The sequence below is a fragment of the Paraburkholderia sp. genome (assembly GCF_026225065.1).
Classification (GTDB): domain Bacteria; phylum Pseudomonadota; class Gammaproteobacteria; order Burkholderiales; family Burkholderiaceae; genus Paraburkholderia.
The window spans coordinates 1-16,926 of sequence record NZ_JAMFSB010000184.1; the positions used below are offsets into that span (position 1 = coordinate 1).

Annotated in this window: 15 protein-coding genes and 1 pseudogene; 10 read left to right on the plus strand and 6 right to left on the minus strand. The window is 61.8% G+C overall.

Annotated elements, in window-relative coordinates:
• Window positions 1-282, plus strand: a pseudogene (locus tag M0954_RS13775) (hypothetical protein); the annotation flags it as partial.
• Between the two features lie 156 nt (window positions 283-438).
• Here M0954_RS13775 and M0954_RS13780 read toward each other — a convergent pair.
• The 6 genes from M0954_RS13780 to M0954_RS13805 form a co-directional block, all read right to left on the minus strand.
• Window positions 439-1,644, minus strand: a complete 1,206-nt coding sequence (locus M0954_RS13780) for a porin (RefSeq protein WP_367279516.1) — start codon at window positions 1,642-1,644, stop codon at window positions 439-441.
• A 441-nt stretch (window positions 1,645-2,085) separates the two neighbouring features.
• Window positions 2,086-2,598, minus strand: coding sequence for a cupin domain-containing protein (locus M0954_RS13785; protein ID WP_122153638.1), 513 nt, complete (start codon window positions 2,596-2,598; stop codon window positions 2,086-2,088).
• A gap of 81 nt (window positions 2,599-2,679) precedes the next feature.
• A complete protein-coding gene (locus M0954_RS13790; protein ID WP_297353766.1) occupies window positions 2,680-3,444 on the minus strand; it encodes an ATP-binding cassette domain-containing protein in 765 nt (254 codons plus the stop codon).
• Window positions 3,441-4,415, minus strand: coding sequence for a ribose ABC transporter (locus M0954_RS13795; protein ID WP_122153640.1), 975 nt, complete (start codon window positions 4,413-4,415; stop codon window positions 3,441-3,443). The genes M0954_RS13790 and M0954_RS13795 overlap by 4 nt, the downstream gene beginning before the upstream one ends.
• A 98-nt stretch (window positions 4,416-4,513) precedes the next feature.
• Window positions 4,514-5,494 carry an ABC transporter substrate-binding protein gene (locus M0954_RS13800; RefSeq protein WP_122153641.1) on the minus strand — a complete coding sequence of 327 codons (981 nt, stop codon included), beginning with the start codon at window positions 5,492-5,494 and terminating at the stop codon, window positions 4,514-4,516.
• Entirely contained in the window at window positions 5,491-5,715 is a 225-nt protein-coding gene (locus M0954_RS13805) for a hypothetical protein (RefSeq protein ID WP_297353768.1), read from the minus strand. Before M0954_RS13805 ends, M0954_RS13800 begins: the two co-directional genes overlap by 4 nt.
• A gap of 235 nt (window positions 5,716-5,950) precedes the next feature.
• Here M0954_RS13805 and M0954_RS13810 point away from each other — a divergent pair, with 235 nt between their 5' ends.
• The 9 genes from M0954_RS13810 to M0954_RS13850 form a co-directional block, all read left to right on the plus strand.
• Window positions 5,951-6,478: a hypothetical protein gene (locus tag M0954_RS13810; protein ID WP_297353770.1), complete on the plus strand. Its 528-nt coding sequence runs from the start codon at window positions 5,951-5,953 to the stop codon at window positions 6,476-6,478.
• A gap of 469 nt (window positions 6,479-6,947) precedes the next feature.
• Window positions 6,948-7,925 (plus strand): substrate-binding domain-containing protein, encoded by a 978-nt coding sequence (locus tag M0954_RS13815; RefSeq protein ID WP_122153644.1) that lies wholly within the window; start codon window positions 6,948-6,950, stop codon window positions 7,923-7,925.
• A gap of 122 nt (window positions 7,926-8,047) precedes the next feature.
• A complete protein-coding gene (locus M0954_RS13820; RefSeq protein ID WP_297353771.1) occupies window positions 8,048-9,076 on the plus strand; it encodes a galactitol-1-phosphate 5-dehydrogenase in 1,029 nt (342 codons plus the stop codon).
• A 36-nt stretch (window positions 9,077-9,112) separates the two neighbouring features.
• Complete coding sequence (locus M0954_RS13825; RefSeq protein WP_297353772.1) at window positions 9,113-10,633, plus strand: ribulokinase; 1,521 nt, start codon at window positions 9,113-9,115, stop codon at window positions 10,631-10,633.
• On the plus strand, window positions 10,630-11,622 hold the full coding sequence (locus M0954_RS13830; RefSeq protein WP_123385592.1) for a sugar-binding transcriptional regulator: 993 nt from the start codon (window positions 10,630-10,632) through the stop codon (window positions 11,620-11,622). The genes M0954_RS13825 and M0954_RS13830 overlap by 4 nt, the downstream gene beginning before the upstream one ends.
• Entirely contained in the window at window positions 11,615-13,102 is a 1,488-nt protein-coding gene (locus M0954_RS13835; protein ID WP_297353773.1) for a sugar ABC transporter ATP-binding protein, read from the plus strand. Before M0954_RS13830 ends, M0954_RS13835 begins: the two co-directional genes overlap by 8 nt.
• Before the next feature lie 2 nt (window positions 13,103-13,104).
• Window positions 13,105-14,136, plus strand: coding sequence for an ABC transporter permease (locus M0954_RS13840; protein ID WP_123385594.1), 1,032 nt, complete (start codon window positions 13,105-13,107; stop codon window positions 14,134-14,136).
• Between the two features lie 80 nt (window positions 14,137-14,216).
• Entirely contained in the window at window positions 14,217-15,176 is a 960-nt protein-coding gene (deoC, locus tag M0954_RS13845) for a deoxyribose-phosphate aldolase (RefSeq protein ID WP_133892277.1), read from the plus strand.
• 29 nt (window positions 15,177-15,205) lie between these two features.
• On the plus strand, window positions 15,206-16,926 hold a 1,721-nt coding region (locus M0954_RS13850), incomplete at its 3' end, for an aldehyde dehydrogenase family protein (RefSeq protein ID WP_297353774.1).

A 16,926-nucleotide genomic window follows, 5' to 3' on the forward strand; every position in this document is an offset into this window, starting at 1 on the left:
GAGCCGGCGTTGCTCTATGCGCGGACCCTCGCTGCGCTCGATGCACCCGGCACGCGGGCCGCGTTCGAGAAGTCGCTGGCCTGTGCAGGCGATGCAGCGCCTCGGTGTCTGTTTGCCGACTGGTTGGTAAAGCAGGGCGATCAGGCGGATCGTCAGCGGGCCATGAGCCTGTATGCGGATATTGCGCAGGACGCAAAGCATTGGCCCCGTCACGCGAGGGAGCACAACCGCGAATGGTTGCAGCGGGCCCAGGCGGCGCTGGCGGCGGCGCCGTCACGGTGACGAGCGGGCCATCTAACTAGCCGGATCCGTCGGACAAAAACAAATGGACACCCTCGTGGCAACGTCGCCAAGGGTGTCCACGCTTAACTGCTGACTAAATAAAGCCCAGCCTGGTTTCAGACTGACCGGCCGCCCAGGAGCGGCCGGTCCACCCGCTTAGAACTTGTGGGTGATGCCGAAGATACCGGCGAGCTGGTGTTTGTCAGCCGAGAAGGCGCTGCCGTCCAGATCGGCAACAGCCGCCTTGCCCGTCGAGTCGATACCCGAAGCCGTTTCGTAGAAGCCGATCGCATACAGTGACGTGCGCTTCGACAGCGAGTAGATCGCGCCCAGGTTGAACTGGTTGTACTTCGCGCTGCCCAGGTTGTCTGCGCCGCTGTTGTGCGTATAGATATACGCGCCTGCCAGCAGCAGAGCCGGGTTCACCTGGTACTTCACATTGATTTCACCGGAGTTGAAGGTTGCAGTGCCGCCATCGTACTTCGGAGCCGAGATCGCACCGACTGCAGTGACCGAACCCAGGTTCTGGAATTGCGTGTTCGAGTACAGCAGGCCGACGGTTGCCGGTCCGATTGCGTACGAACCGCCCGCCACGATGATCTGCTGCGAACCCGCCGAAGCGTAGCCGCCGAAGATCTTGTTGTTCATGTTGTCGGTCGCGGTCGACGAAGCCGTAGTCGTCGGCGACGACGAATTGCCCTGGTTGCCGAAGAACGAATAGTACGGATCCTTCACGAACGTATAGCCGACGCCGAGGCTGATCGGGCCGTTCGCGTACGCGACCGACGCGTCCCAGATCGAATTCTGCGAGAAATTGCCTGCCACGCCGCCCAGGCTGTACAGCGCGCCAACCTGCAGACCGTTGTAGTTCGGGCTTTCGTACTTCAGCGAGTTCTGGATGCGGTTCGACGTATCGACGTTGTCGACGTCGCCTGCTCGCGTGCCGTAGCCGAGGCCCGAAGCGGCCCAGTCGGCGCCCGACGCGAAGTTGGCGGTGTAGTCATTGCTGACTGAGTACTGACGGCCGGCCGTCACGGTACCAAACTGCTTGCTGCTCAAACCGACGAAAGCTTTACGGCCGAATTCCAGGCCGCCTTGGCCCAGCGCGCCGGTGCCCGTTGTATAGCCGTTTTCCAGGTCGAAAATCGCCGACAGACCGCCACCCAGGTCTTCCGTGCCTTTCAGGCCAAAGCGCGACGAGGTAGCCTGCGAGAGCGCGTATTCGTGCAAGCCCTTGACGTTGTTGTTGATGAGAATACCTGCGTCGACGATGCCGTACAGGGTCACGCTGCTTTGTGCGTGTGCAGCGCCGGCAAATGCGCCGAGCGCCAGGAGAGCCACCGAGGTCTTTTTCATTTTCATCTGTCTTTCACGTGTTGTTAGAGGATGGATCTATCGCTCGCATGGCGAACGTGATCCATTCGTGTGGGTCAGCCGGCGCGCGTATCCCAGGCCATACGCTGTGAGATTCGTGCCCGGTCGACCTGCTGAGAGCAAGAGCGAACTTTGCGGAGCGGTTTCTCGCCGTCCCGCCAGGCTCGCGACACTCATGCCATCAGGCCGAGTGATGCTGACGTCGCCAGATTAAAGTTCAGTGAAAGCAGTTCAAACCCGATTGTTTCGCGCTATAAAAATAATGCGATGTCTCATTCTTGCAACGGGGGCAACAAAATAGGCGTCGTGTCGTGGCGTGGTAAGCGCGATGAAAGGCGCAGGGCCGCATGCAGCGATCCGCGGTATAGACACTTGAATGAGGGGCTGATTCGTAGTGGTTGCAAACGCCACGAATTCAGAAGCGCTGGTTTATACGGCCCGCGCGAGAGGCTTATCGGGTTCCGCCAGACGGATGTCCACCGGACCGATGCCGCAGATGGCGATGGTTACTGGCCCGGCTTCGCCGCGTGGGACACCGTCGTAATGCCAGGTGCGGGCAATGCGCCGCACGAAGGTGCCGGCCGGCACCGGGACTGTATGGGCGGGATCGAAGTCCGCACCGCTGTTGATCCACCAGGTGCCGGACAACACCACGCAGAGACGATCCGAGGCGTAGCTGTGCGGCGCGCTCATGTAGCCTGGATACCAGCGTAACAGTGCGTAATAGATGCCTTGCTTCGAAGGATGGCTGTAAAGGAACGCGCTCTCGACGCTCTGCGGCGGGGCTCCGTCCTGCGGGGTGAATTTGATGTCAGCGGGCAGCGTGTACATGGTCTGGTTGGTGTCGATCGGACTGGCCTCGACTCCTCCGGTCAAGAGCAAGGGTGCGATTCCCCCTAACATTGCTAATAGTTCGCGTCGGCTCATGCTGTTTTCTGCCATCGAGACTCTCCTTGTTCATTTTCAGAGGCGCCTGTGTCGTGCCACGCGGTCCGCGTTTGAATCACGGCGGCGCGAAGAACACTATAGGTCAGGACTCACATAGGTATCGCCGACCATCAGATGCACGATCTCATCGCCATTGGTCTGCTGGACCTGCCGCTCGCCGGCCACTTCGCCACGCCGCAGCACGACGATACGGTCCGCGATTGCAAAGATGTCGTGCAGATTGTGCGAGATCAGGATCACGGAGACGCCTTGCGCCTTCAGCGTCGCAATCAGTTCCATGACTTTGCGCTGCTCGGGCACGCCAAGCGCGGCGGTGGGCTCATCCATGATGAGCACGCGGGCGTTCCAGTAAATGGCCCGGCCAATTGCAATGGCCTGGCGCTGGCCGCCTGAGAGCATCTTCACAGGGCCTCTGAGCTTGCGCTCGGGAATCACGATGTCGAGGCGCTCGAGCACTTCGCGCGCAACCTGTGCCATGCGAGGGCGGTCGATCACCTGAAAGCCGAGTTGCCTGCGTGTCGGTTCGCGGCCAAGGAAGATATTGCTGCCCACATCCAGGTTGTCGGCGAGCGCGAGATCCTGGTAGATCGTCTCGATCCCTTGAACGCGCGCGTCTTGCGGATCGCGCAATTGCAACGGTGCGCCGTCGAACAGCAGCTCGCCCTGAACGGCCCGATACACGCCCGAGATGATCTTGATCAAGGTCGACTTGCCCGCACCGTTGTCGCCGGCAAGCGCCAGCACTTCGCCCGGCATCAACTGCAGCGACACGTTCTTGAGCGCCTCGACACCGCCAAAGCGGATCGAGATATCGCGTACCTCAAGGATGGGCGTGCTCATTGCGCACCTCCGAGACGGTCCTTGTACTGATCGATCAGCACCGACAGGATGATGACGATGCCCACCACGATGAATTGCCAGAACGCGTTGACGTCGATAAACACCAGCCCGAACTGGATCACCGCAATGATCAGCGCACCGATCAGCGTGCCGATGACATTGCCGGTCCCACCGAACAGGCTCGCCCCACCGATCACCACTGCCGCGATCGAGTCGAGCAGCATCGGCTCGCCGGCGTTGGCAGCGCCTGCAGCAAAACGCGCGGTATAGATGATCCCGCCGACCGCGGCGAACGCTGCGGCGATCACATACACCACAAGCAGGTGGCGTTTGACATTGATCCCCGCCCGCGCCGCCGACTGCGGATTGCCGCCGATCGCATAGGTGTACTGGCCGAAGCGCGTCTTCGAGAGCAGCAGATGCATGATGACCAGCAACACGGCAGTCAGCAGCACCGGCGTCCAGCCGGCACCGAGCCAGACGAGACCGGGGTTGTCCACCGAGACAGTCATACCGCTGCCGGCCGCGAGAAAGCCTGCACCGCGCGCCACGCCGTACATGCCGAGCGTGCCGATAAAAGCTGGCACGCGCAGCCAAGCAATCAGCACGCCGTTGACGAGGCCCGGAATCAGGCAAACCACAACGGTGAGCGGGATCGACAAGAGCAGGATCCACGGCGAGCCATTGCCGAACAACGTGAACTGGGCGACGCAGACGGCCGCGAGTCCCATTACGAAGCCCGCCGACAGATCGATGCCGGCTGTGATGATCACGAAGGTCTGGCCAATGGCCAGAAGCAACGGGGCAGCGGCAGCAAGACCGATCGATTGCAGGTTGTAGGCGTTCAACACAAACGACCGATGGGCCGACACCTGCGCGTACACCTCGAAAAAGACGAGCAGGGCGGCGAGGAACAGCCACGGCCATAGCTTGGTAATCAGCGCAATCCGGTCGAGACGCGAGTTATCCATGAAGTGATTCGCTTTATCAGGAGCAAAGCCAGGAGCAAAAACCCGCATGCGCTGCAGCGCACGCGGGACGATCTACGACTGCAGCCGGACTGCTTCGGCTAGTTCGAATAGATGTATTGCTGCATGTCGGGCTGGTCGATGTTGGTCTTGTCGAGAACCTCGAAACCCGTGCTCTTGAGGGTGGGGATTTTCTTGCCGTGAATCACGTCGGCGGCGAACTTGACGCCGTAGTAGCCGATCTCGTCCGGGCGCTGGGCAATTGCGATATCGACAAGGCCACTCTTGATCTGCTTGTCGATGCCCGGCACCGCGTCGAATACGACGACTTTCACCACGCCTTGCTTGCCGGCTGCCTTGACGCCCTGGGCCGCACCGCTGCCCGAGAAGGTGTTGGCGCCGAACACGCCGGCCAGATTCGGATTGCGCGCCAATACCGCGGCAACGTGAGCAGCAGCCTGGTTCGCATCGTCCTCGTTATAGAGCGTTTGCAGCACGGTGATATTCGGGTGCTTCTTCATCTCATCCGTGAAGCCTTCAGCACGCGCGTCGGTGCTCGAAATACCCGGCTTGTTGTTCTCGCAATAGACCGTTCCCTTGTCGCCTATCGCTTTGGCTAGCGCACGCGCTGCCACGCGGCCGCCTTCGAGATTGTCCGAAGCGATATAGGACAGCGGGAAATCCGCATTGCCCTTGCCGGTCTGGTAATGGCCATCGCCGATATAGGTGTCGACGGTGATTACCTTGATGCCGGCGTCGGCGGCTTCCTTGAGTGGTCCGATCAACTGTTGTTTGTCGACTGGCGAAATCAGCAGGACATCAGGGTGCTTGGCGATAAATGCCTTGAGAATCGGCACCTGCTCACTGGTATTCCATTCTTTGGGAACCTGAAACAGCAATTCGACGTTCTCTTCCTTGGCGGCCCGCTCGGCGCCGCGATGCATTGTGAAGTAGAACGGATCAACCACGCCGGGCAGGAGTGCCACCACAGGATGAGCCGCATCCGCGTGCGCCAGTCCCGACAGCGAACAAACGATGATCGTTGAGACGGCAACCATACAGCGGGAAACGAATCGCTTCATTTTGTCTTCCTCCAGTTTTTTTGAGTCCGACTTGCGACGCCCGACTTCTTTTGACGCTGCATGGCGGCGGTAATCGGCTGTTCGGCAGTATAGGCCCGGGTGATGCCAGTGACCATGCGAATGACAACGCTGTTTGCGATCAACAGGTAGCGTGTGGTCGGCAATGCGGCATTACGCCCGGTAATTTCGAGAAATATTTCTGGTGGTACGCCGGTGACCATTTAATGCCATGCGCAGTTAAACTTTGGTAACGTTTTGTTACTGAAATAAACATTTTGATACGAGTTCCTATCGAGTTTGCGGACTCCGAATCCGGCCGTATTGGTTTGGATCTTCAGACTGATTTCCTGTCGGGGTGCTTCATGGCCCTGCGTTAAGCCGGCGCGTGCAGTGTCGCGGGGGATGGTAGTCGACACGGTCGCGCCAATTCAAAAACTAGAAAGCGGATTAATCAAAATGAATATGAAACGGCTGGCTACACAGCTGGCAGGCATTGCCTGCGTGGCTACATTGGCGGGGTGTGCAAACAATGACCAGGGTAACCTCGTCGTCGATCCGAACAAGGTCAACGCGATCATCGCGGGGGCGTTGACGCCACCGCCACCGCCGCCGCCCGTGATCGTCGAAGAGGCCTACGTGCCCGGCCCCAACGATGTTTATATCGCGGCCGTCGAAGAGCGCGATGTCGTCATTGTCGGTGGCGATACGTTCATCTGGTATGTCGGACCGGACGGCCATCGGCACCGGCGTTTTTATGCGCACGGCGATCATCGCCACGACGTCTTTGCCCGTCGCGATGAACTGCATCGGGTGATGGCGAATCACGAAGGTCATCTGCCTGATCACGCCATTGCAGGGCATGGACCTGAGGGGCACCCGGGCGGTCCGCAGGCGAACCATGCTGCGCTCGCCGCGGGCAAGGCGCCCGCGCCAGCACCGGCAGCGAAGCCGGCCGCTTCCAGCAAGGAAGTGAAGAAGTCCTAACGGTTGATCTCCGATTGCCCACGTGAGGTCATTACCATGACCTCACGTGGGCGACATGAAGTGAGTCGCGCCGCGGAACCAATAGACGACCGCGTGCCTGAAAAGCGACTACACACCTCCCGTACCTGCCTCGTAACAGCACGCGCCGCCGAGCCGCGCGCACTAGCCACACCTATCACCGGCAATCGTCTCCCAGGCGAAGGCATGTTGCGGCGCACCTAATAGCCGCGTCGCGAACCGGTAGCCACGAACAACCCCACGTTTCATCGCTCTCCGCTGCACGCAAGCACCTATCAGGTCTGTGCAATGACAGCCCTCGCCATCCGCTTTCCGCATCCCTCTTTGTGCACGGCCGCAGCAGATCCTGTTGACAACCCCCTCGATAGCCCCTATCTTAGAATCACAAATGTGCATTGAAATCACATTTGTGATTCTAAGAGTATCAAACAACAAATCTGGAGACGACCCAATGTTCAAAGGTACTGCCCATCCCGCAAGGTTTCTGACAGTCGCCCTGGTCGCGGCTGCCGCTCTCACTGCGACCTCGGCCACTTACGCCAAGGGCCTGAAAATCGGTTTTAGTCAGGTCACGCTTCAGTCACCGTTCTATGTGCAGCTCAAGGAGGGCGCCCAGGCGGCCGCTGCGGCAGACGGCGACGAGCTGATCTTTCTCGACGCCAATGGCGACGTGAACAAGCAGAACAACGACATTCAGGACTTGCTCACGCGCAAGGTGAACGTGCTGATCGTCGATCCGGTGAATCCGGATGCGATTGCGCCATCGCTCGAAGCTGCCCAGCGTGCGCACGTGCCGGTCATCACCGTCGATCGCGCTGTACACGGTACCGTCACTGCCTATATCGGCCGCGACAACGTGAAGATGGGCGAGCTCTCCGGCAAGGCCCTGGTCGCCGCGCTGAAGAAGAAGGGCATCACCAGCGGCAAGATCATCGAGATTCAGGGCGATGCCGGCGGCACGGTGATGATGGACCGCCGCAAGGGCTTCCATGAAGCAGTCGAAGGCACCGGCTTCAAGATCGTCGAAGGTCCGTACAGCGAATACATCCGTGCCAACGCGGTCACCGCCATGCAGGATCTGCTGCAGGCGAACCCCGATATGAAGGCCGTGGTCGCCCATAACGATGACATGGCGCTCGGCGCGATGCAGGTCCTGCAGGAAGCCAACCGCAAGGACGTGCTGGTGTCCGGTGTCGATGGCTTGTCTGAAGCGCTGAATGCGATCGAAAGCGGTAACCAGTACATCTCGACATCGTTGAACGACCCGCGCTATCTGGGCGACATCACGATCCAGACGGCCCGTGAAGTGGTCGCTGGCAAGAAGGTGCCGTCGTTCGTCGATGCCGGCACGGCGGTCGTCACCAAAGACAACGTCAAGCAGATCAAACACGACGGTCTGTTCGGCGAATACCGTCCGAAGGTTTTCTGATGGTCTCGGGCCGGCAAGCCGGCCCGAATCGCCTGGCCACGAGCGCACCTCCGAGCGGTTTTGCGAAGGACGTGTAGCGGCTCGCGGCGGGTTTCATTTACACACTTGGTAAGGAAATAATCGTGCGAGCAGCAGTCATGCATCGGCCGGGCGACATCCGTGTCGAAGAGGTTGAAAAGCCCATTGTCAAAGCGGGGCACGCACTTGTGCGCGTCGCTGCATGTGGCGTTTGCGGGTCCGACATTCCGCGGATGCTGAGCAAAGGCGCGCACGTGATGCCGCTGATCTGCGGCCACGAATTCTCGGGCTTTATCGAAGCGCTTGGCGACGGTATCGAAGGCTTTTCGATTGGCGAACTGGTGACCGTGCCACCGCTGATCCCTTGCCTCAAATGCGATCAATGCCTGCGTGGACATCCGTCGCGTTGCCTCGACTACGATTACTTCGGCAGCCGGCGCGACGGCGCGTATGCGGAATTCGTCAACGTGCCGCTAACCAACCTGGTAAAAGTGCCCGAGGGCATGGATCCGACTGCGGCATCGCTGGTCGACCCGGCGGCCATTGCCATTCACGCAATCTGGCAAGGCGAACTCAAGGCGGGGCAGAACGCGGCCGTGGTCGGCTGCGGCCCGATTGGCCTGTTCGCGATTCAGTGGATGAAGCTGATGGGCGCCCGGAATATCGTCGCGATCGACATCTCCGAGGAGAAGCTTGAAATGGCGCGTGTCGCCGGAGCGACGCATACGCTTCTAAGCGGCCAGCCCGACGAAGCGTTGCCGCGCTGTCATCTCATCGTGGAAGCGGCCGGCCACCCGAGTGCGATCAACCAGGCGATCCAGCTTGCCGGCGCGGGCGGCCATGTCGTCTATATCGGCATCCCCACCGCGGATGTATCGCTGACGACCAAGAGCTTCTCGCACTTCCTGCGCCAGGAAGTCTCGTTGCACGGTGTGTGGAATTCATTCTCGGCGCCGTTCCCCGGAGATGAATGGACGGCAGCCATCGACAAGCTGGCGAGCGGCGCGCTGCGCTGCGACTTCATGATTAGCCACGATCTGCCGCTCGAAGCGCTTCCGGAGATGTTCAAGCACTTTGCAGAAAAGAAGGGGGCGGCCAAAGTAGTCTTCCGGCCTTCCAAGTTGCCTGCGTAATATATAAACAACAAAACGTACGTAGGAGGAGACAAGATGTCCCTGCTTTTAGGGCTGGACTTCGGCACGGGCAGTGTGCGCGCCGGGCTTTACGACGCGGGCACTCACAAGCTGGTACGTGTCACGGAAGCATCCTATCCGACGGTCTACCCGCAACTCGGCTGGGCCGAGCAGGCGCCGCTCGCGTGGTGGAAGGCGCTCGGCGAGGCCTGCCGTGAACTGATGGCGAGCACGGGCCATCCGCGCATTGCCGGGATTTGCGTGGCCACGACATCGTCGACGGTGGTTGCCGCCCGCGAGGACGGCACGCCGTTGCGGCCCGCCTTGCTGTGGATGGACTGCCGCGCCGGCCGCGAAGCTAACGACACCCGCTCGGTCCGGCACCCGATGATGAGCTCCGGCGGCGACGCGGTCGAATGGCTGGTGCCCAAGGCGATCTGGCTCGCTCATCACGAACCGGAGGTCTATCGAGAAGCCGCCCGGATCTGCGAAGCAGTGGACCTGGTGAACTACTGGCTCACTGGCCGTTGGGTGGCCTCGCAGTTGAACGCAACCTGCAAATGGAATTACGACGCCCGCGAGCAGCGCTTTCCGCTCGATCTCTACGAACGGCTCGGCGTGCCGGATCTTGCCGACAAGCTGCCCCCGGAGGTGATCCGGGTGGGCGGCCGTATCGGAGCCCTTACGGCCGACGCCGCGCAGCATCTTGGCATCGTCGGCCGGCCGGTGGTGGCCCAGGGCGGCATCGACGCGCATATGGCGATGTTGAGCGCGGGTGCGACTGGCCCCGGCGATCTGCTGTTTATCGGCGGAACGTCGATCGTCCAGCTGATGCATATCGATGAATGGGTCGACGTACCCGGCATGTGGGGTCCGTATCCGAATGCGTTGATCGATGGGCCCTGGCTGATCGAAGGCGGTCAGGTATCGGCCGGCTCGATCCTGCATTGGCTTGCGCATCAGATGTTCGGTCTCGACCATGCCGGTCACCAGGCGCTGATCGCCGAGGCCGCGGATTTGAAACCAGGCGAGACAGGTCTGCTGGTGCTCGATTACTGGATGGGCAATCGCACGCCTTATCGTTCTTCGGAGTTGCGCGGCGCGATTCTCGGGCTCTCGCTCAACCATCAGCGCAAGGATGTCTATCGCGCCTCGGTCGAAGCGATTGCGCTTGGCTCCGCCAACGTGTTTCACACCTTGCGGGCAGCGGGGATCGAGGTCCGGCGGGTGATCGCGGCTGGAGGTTTTCAGAAGAACCCGCTATGGTTGCGCGCAACCATCGATGCAACGGGTGTTCCGTTCGAGGTCGTCGCTCATGACAACCTGACCTTGATCGGCGCAGCCGCGGCTGCCGCGTGCGGGGTCGGCGAGTGTGCGCAGTTACGCGAGGCGGTCGCGAGTTTCGCGACCCACGGTGAGCGCATCGACCCCGACCCGCAAGCGCACGAGCAGTATCTGAAGCTGCTCGAACGCTATCAGGAGGCGACCGACACGGTGGGACCTATCGTCTCCAGACCGCCGATTACGGCGGCCACCGCCATGAGGTCCGCAGCATGACAAGCGCTTCCACCAACGACTCGTTGCCTACGCGGCTGAATTCCGACCCGCAGCGCGAGCAACTGATGGCCCAGGTTGCCAAGCTCTATTACGACCTCGAGAAGACGCAAGGCGACATCGCCAAGGAAACCGGCTTGACGCGCTGGCAGGTTGCGCGGCTGCTGCGTGAAGCACGCGAAGTGGGCATCGTACGGATCGAGATCATTCCACGTTCGCCGCGCCTGCCGCATATCGAGGCCGAAATGCAACGCCGCTTCGGGTTGCGCGAAGCGATCGTCCTCGCCAACAGTGGTGATGAGGATGTCGAACTGAATGTCGTCACCCAGGCCGCCGGCCGCTATCTCGCGGGACTGCAGCCGCCGCCGCAACTGGTGGGCGTGTCGTGGGGCCGCACCATGATCAAGATGGCGCAATGGTTGCCGCCGCGCTGGAACGACGGCGTGCATGTGGTGCTATTGAACGGCGCGATCAATATCCGCAACGTGGCGGAGCAGACCAACAACGTCGCCGAGCGCTTCGCGCACGCCGGCAACGGCCACGCGACGCTGCTACCGGTTCCTGCAATGCTGGGCAGCGAGCGCACGCGCGAAGCGCTCGAGCAGGACCATATCGTAGCTGACGTACTGCGTATCGCAGACGAAGCACCGGTTGCCTGCTTCAGCATGGGCGAACTGTCGGAGCGGTCGGTCCTCGTGGAATCGGGTTATGTGGATCAGGCGATCATGCGTGACCTGCAAAAACGCGGCGCGGTCGGTGACATTCTGGGACGCTTCGTCGACGGGAACGGTGAGATCGTCGCCCCCGAAATCGACAACCGGACTATCGGTCTGCGGCCCGAGCGCTTGCGCGACAAGGCATTTTCGATTGGCGTGTGTGTAGGCGAGCGCAAGCATCGGGTGGCGCGTGCCTGCCTGCGGGCGCGCTACATCAATGTCCTCGCAACCGACGAGGCGACCGCGCGCTTTCTGCTGGAGCACGGCGATGAATGATTACGTGCTGGACGTCAGTCATGTTTCGAAGCGCTTTCCGCCGAATGTCATCGCGCTCGTGGATGCCTCGCTGCAGGTACGCCCCGGCGAAGTGCACTGCCTGCTCGGCGCCAACGGTGCGGGCAAAAGCACGTTGCTGAAAATCGTGGCGGGTGCGCATCGGCCCGATACCGGCACCATGCAGATCGACGGCAAGCCGGTCGATCTGCGCTCGCCGCAAGATGCCAGCGCGGCCGGCATTGCGATGATCTACCAGGAATTGGACCTGATCCCGCAGATGACGGTTGAAGAGAATCTTTTGCTGGGACATACGCCGCGCCGCTTCGGCATCATCTCGCGTGGCCGGCGCCGCACGTTGGCCGCTGCCGCGCTCAAGCGGATCGGCGCGACCTTTCCCATGACCGCACGCGTGGAGACGCTGTCGATCGCCAACCAGCAACTCGCGGCGATCGCGCGCGCATTGACGGGGGCGGCCAAAGTCGTGGTGATGGACGAGCCGTCCGCTGCGTTGAACGAGACCGAGCTGGAGAAAGTCTTCGAAGTGATTCGCGAGATCTCGGCCGCTGGCGTTTCCGTACTCTACGTGAGCCATCGGCTCAATGAGATTCGCGAGATCGGCGACCGCGTGACGGTGCTGCGCGCCGGCAAGACCGTCGAGACCTTCGATGTCGCCGCGGTCGACGAACGCACGCTGGTATCGGCGGTAGTCGGTGAGAGTCACGAACTGCTCGAGCGCGGCGAGCATGCGCCGCCACGCGAGGCATTCGCTTTGCGCGTCAAACGCCTGGACGGTCCGGCGGGTCTCGAGATCCGCGACCTGGAAGTACGCCAGGGCGAAGTCGTCGGGCTAGCTGGACTGAACGGTGCGGGCCGCACCACGCTTCTCAAGGCGCTGTTCGGCGTGCAACCGTCGACCGGCGAGATCGAGTTGTTCGGCGAACCGTACCGTCCGAAACACGCGATGGACGCGATCCGGCGCGGCGTCGGGCTGGTGCCGGAAAACCGCAAGACCGAAGGCCTCGTGCTCGATGCGCCGATCTACCGCAACGCCACCTTGGCGCACATCCGGCGTTACCGGTGGCTGTCGCATCGGCGCATGAAGACGCTGACCCATCCGGTCCTCAAGCAGTTGCAGACGAAGTTCGGTTCGCTGACCCAGCCGGTGCGCCAATTGTCGGGCGGTAACCAGCAAAAGATCGTGCTCGCGAAATGGGTGATCGACGGCGCGAAGCTGTTGCTGCTCGATGAGCCGAGCCGTGGCCTCGACATCGGCGCCAAGGCGGATCTTTACCGGCTCGCGCGCGGCCTCGCCGAGCAGGGCGCTGCCGTGCTGGTGGCAAGCAGCGAACTCGAAGAGCTGTACGCGAACTGCAACCGCATCTGGGTCATTCACGAAGGCAAGAACGTTGTCTGTTTCGATCCGGCCGTGACGCCGAGTCTCGACATTCAACAGGCGACCATCATTGGACGAAGGGCTTGAACATGGATACGACATCGAAGGAGCTGGTCAGACAAGGCAGCGATGGCGGCAAGAAGCGCGGCCTGATCAATAGCCCGCTTGTCGAGTGGGCAATGCGGTACAACTTCATTCTGATTTTCCTGCTGGCGGTGGGGATCGCGACTTCACTCTCGAGCGACTTCCTGACCTTCGGCAATATCGCGAACCTGTTCCAGCAGGCCGCGGCCGTCGGCATCGTCGCGATCGGCATGACGTTCGTGATCCTGACCGCCAACATCGACCTGTCGGTGGGCAGTCTGTCCGCGTTTGCGGGGATCATCGTCGCGTTGCTGTTGCAAGGGGGCATGTCCGGGTGGTTGGCGGCGCCGCTTGCACTCGGTGTCGGTCTGGTCGCCGGCGCGGTGATGGGCGCGATTTCGGTCTACGGCAAGGTGCCCAGCTTCATCATTACGCTGGCCGGGCTGGTGTCGTTGCGGGGCGCCACGTTTCTGCTGTCCGACGGTTCGCCGATCGGCGGGCTGCCGAGCGGTTTTAGCAGCATCGGTTCAGCCATGGTCCCGATCGTGCCGGGCTCCGATCTGCTGTTTCCGGTGATGGGCATCATCTTCCTCGTGATCGCCGTTATCGCCGGACTTGTCCTGCGCTACACGGTATTCGGCGAGTATGTGCTGGCCACTGGCGGCAATATCGAGGCGGCGCGTCTGTCAGGTGTACCGGTGCGTGCAATATCGATCGCCGTCTTCGCAATCTCGGGCCTGCTCGCCGCACTAGGCGGCGTGCTGCTGACTTCGCGCCTCCATATCGGTCAGCCGACCTCCGCTCAAGGACTCGAGCTCGATGCGATCGCGGCCGTCGTGCTTGGCGGCACGAGCCTCTTCGGTGGACGCGGCGGCATGCTCGGCACCACCGTCGCCGTGATGCTGCTGCAAGTGTTGCGTAATATTTTCAACCTCGTCGGACTTGGTTCGTTCTACCAAATGACGATTACCGGCGTGATCATTGTGCTGGCCATTCTGCTGAACCGCCTGATCGATCACTATGCGGGGCGGACATGACGGCCCGCGCACGCACTTCCAGACGGCGGCAGCCCTCCTTGCCGCCCGATCTTCCCGCTCAATCTTCGCTTCCCAACGACATGTCCGAACACTTACCACGCAATACAGGGGTGGCGCTCGCCCTTGACGCAGTTCTCACTCCGCAGGTCAATGCATCCGCCGCGACACGCCGCAGCGAATCGCTAAAAGCTCGCCGCTCGGTGAAGAAGGCTTATCAGGCCGCCTGGCATGTGAAGGCGATCTCCTGTATCGATCTGACGACGCTTGCCGGCGACGACACGCCGGGCCGCGTCAAACGTCTTTGCGCCAAGGCGCGCCGGCCGCTGCGTGACGATCTTATCAGCGCACTTGGCCTCGAAGAACAGCCGCCAATGACCGGCGCCGTGTGCGTCTATCCGACGATGGTCGGAGCGGCGGTTGCCGCACTCGAAGGCTCGGGCATTCCCGTCGCGTCAGTGGCGACAGGTTTCCCCGCTGGCCTGACACCGCTCAAGCAACGGCTCGAGGAAATCCGGTACGCGGTGGCGGAGGGCGCACGCGAGATCGACATCGTGATTACCCGCGAACATGTATTGCTGCAGAACTGGACGGCTCTTTACGACGAAGTCCGGCAGATGCGCGAAGCATGTGGTGACGCCCATCTGAAAGCCATCCTGGCGACCGGCGATCTGAAGACCTTGCGCAACGTTTATCGGGCCAGCGTCGTTTCCATGATGGCCGGGGCGGATTTCATCAAGACCTCGACCGGCAAGGAGGACGTCAATGCCACGTTGCCTGTGAGTCTCGTGATGTGCCGTGCCATTCGCGACTATGAAGCGCTGACCGGTTTCAAGATCGGCTTCAAACCTGCGGGTGGATTGCGCACGGCAAAAGACGCGGTGAACTGGTTGATTCTGATGAAAGAAGAACTCGGGCGCGACTGGCTCGAACCCAACCTGTTCCGGATCGGCGCGAGCTCGCTGCTAGGCGATATCGAGCGTCAGATCGAGCACTTCGTCACCGGTCAATATTCTGCCCTGCACCGGCACGGCATGGCCTGACGCCACACGCTGACTCACGGGACACACGCATGAAAACCTCACAAGCACGTATCAAAGACATTCTCGCCACCATGGAATACGGCCCCGCACCGGAAAGCACCGATGTCGCGATGAACTGGCTCGACCAGCACGGGCGGCGCTTCGATCACTTCATCGATGGCGCCTTCGTCGCGCCGACGGATGGCGCACATTTCGACGTGGTGAATCCGGCCGACGAGTCGCTGCTCGCCCAGGTTGCCCAGGGCAGCGTAGCCGACGTCAACGCCGCAGTCGAAGCCGCGCGCCGCGCTTTCAGGGGCTGGTCGGCCACGCCGGGTCACGAGCGGGCGCGCCTGCTGTATGCGATCGCCAGGCACGTTCAGAAGCACGCGCGGTTTCTCGCAGTGCTCGAGAGCCTCGATAACGGCAAGCCGATCCGCGAGTCGCGCGATATCGATGTACCGCTCGTCGCGCGTCATTTCTATCACCATGCCGGCTGGGCGGAACTCCTTGGGGACGAATTTCCGAACCACGAGGCCGTTGGCGTGTGCGGCCAGATCATTCCATGGAATTTCCCGCTGCTGATGCTCGCGTGGAAGATCGCTCCGGCACTCGCCGCCGGAAACACCGTCGTGCTGAAGCCCGCGGAGTTCACGCCGCTCACCGCGCTGGCGTTCGCCGAGATCTGCCAGCAGGTCGGTCTGCCGGCGGGTGTCGTCAACATCGTCACCGGAGATGGTGCGACAGGCGCGCGGATCGTCGAGCATGCGGATGTCGACAAGATCGCGTTCACCGGTTCGACGGAAGTGGGCCGCGCGATTCGCCGGGCCACAGCAGGCACCGGCAAGAAGCTCTCACTCGAGCTTGGCGGCAAGTCACCGTTCATTGTGTTCGAAGACGCCGACCTTGATGCGGCGGTCGAAGGCGTGGTCGATTCGATCTGGTTCAACCAGGGGCAGGTGTGCTGCGCAGGTTCACGGATTCTGGTCCAGGAAGGGGTCGCTGACCTCTTCCACGCGAAGTTGCGCGCGCGCATGAGCACGCTGCGGGTGGGCGACCCGCTCGACAAGTCCACGGACATCGGCGCGGTTGTCGATCGCATCCAGCTCGAACGGATCACGGCGCTGGTCCAGCGCGGCATCGCGGAAGGTGCGACGTGCTTCCAGCCGCCGATGGCGGTGCGCGTCAAAGGCTTCTTCTATCCGCCGACCCTCGTGACCGACGTCGAGACATCCTCCGTGCTGGTGCGCGAGGAGGTGTTCGGGCCGGTGGTGACGTCGAGCACGTTCCGCACGCCTGACGAAGCGATTGCCTTGGCCAACGATACCCGCTACGGTCTCGCTGCCTCGGTGTGGTCGGAAAATCTTAACCGCACGCTCGATGTCGCGGCCGCGGTCAAGGCCGGGGTGGTCTGGGTGAACAGCGCCAATCAGTTCGACGCCGCGGCAGGCTTTGGCGGCTATCGCGAAAGCGGTTATGGCCGTGAAGGCGGCCGGGAAGGCATGCTCGAGTATCTCGCGCCACGTCGCGCGGGAGCGGACACCTCCGCTGCGAACGCAAGCGAGCCTCGCGAGGCGAGTGCTCCCGAACCGCACGCACCGGTTCCATTGCAGGACTTTTCCGATCAGTGCGGCAACGTCGATCGAACCGCGAAGCTTTATATCGGCGGCAAGCAAACCCGGCCCGACTCCGGCTACAGCTATCGGGTCTTCGGCGCGAACGGCGCGCCGCTGGGTCTTGCTCCGCTCGGCAATCGCAAGGATGTGCGCAA

Bases quoted from the DNA above. Each gene is read 5' to 3' on its own strand.
- M0954_RS13810 (WP_297353770.1), top strand. From the start codon at position 5,951: ATGAATATGAAACGGCTGGCTACACAGCTGGCAGGCATTGCCTGCGTG.
- M0954_RS13800 (WP_122153641.1), bottom strand. From the start codon at position 5,494: ATGAAGCGATTCGTTTCCCGCTGTATGGTTGCCGTCTCAACGATCATC.
- M0954_RS13785 (WP_122153638.1), bottom strand. From the start codon at position 2,598: ATGGCAGAAAACAGCATGAGCCGACGCGAACTATTAGCAATGTTAGGG.
- M0954_RS13790 (WP_297353766.1), bottom strand. From the start codon at position 3,444: ATGAGCACGCCCATCCTTGAGGTACGCGATATCTCGATCCGCTTTGGC.
- M0954_RS13795 (WP_122153640.1), bottom strand. From the start codon at position 4,415: ATGGATAACTCGCGTCTCGACCGGATTGCGCTGATTACCAAGCTATGG.
- M0954_RS13825 (WP_297353772.1), top strand. From the start codon at position 9,113: ATGTCCCTGCTTTTAGGGCTGGACTTCGGCACGGGCAGTGTGCGCGCC.
- M0954_RS13805 (WP_297353768.1), bottom strand. From the start codon at position 5,715: ATGGTCACCGGCGTACCACCAGAAATATTTCTCGAAATTACCGGGCGT.
- M0954_RS13835 (WP_297353773.1), top strand. From the start codon at position 11,615: ATGAATGATTACGTGCTGGACGTCAGTCATGTTTCGAAGCGCTTTCCG.
- deoC (WP_133892277.1), top strand. From the start codon at position 14,217: ATGTCCGAACACTTACCACGCAATACAGGGGTGGCGCTCGCCCTTGAC.
- M0954_RS13840 (WP_123385594.1), top strand. From the start codon at position 13,105: ATGGATACGACATCGAAGGAGCTGGTCAGACAAGGCAGCGATGGCGGC.
- M0954_RS13780 (WP_367279516.1), bottom strand. From the start codon at position 1,644: ATGAAAATGAAAAAGACCTCGGTGGCTCTCCTGGCGCTCGGCGCATTT.
- M0954_RS13830 (WP_123385592.1), top strand. From the start codon at position 10,630: ATGACAAGCGCTTCCACCAACGACTCGTTGCCTACGCGGCTGAATTCC.
- M0954_RS13815 (WP_122153644.1), top strand. From the start codon at position 6,948: ATGTTCAAAGGTACTGCCCATCCCGCAAGGTTTCTGACAGTCGCCCTG.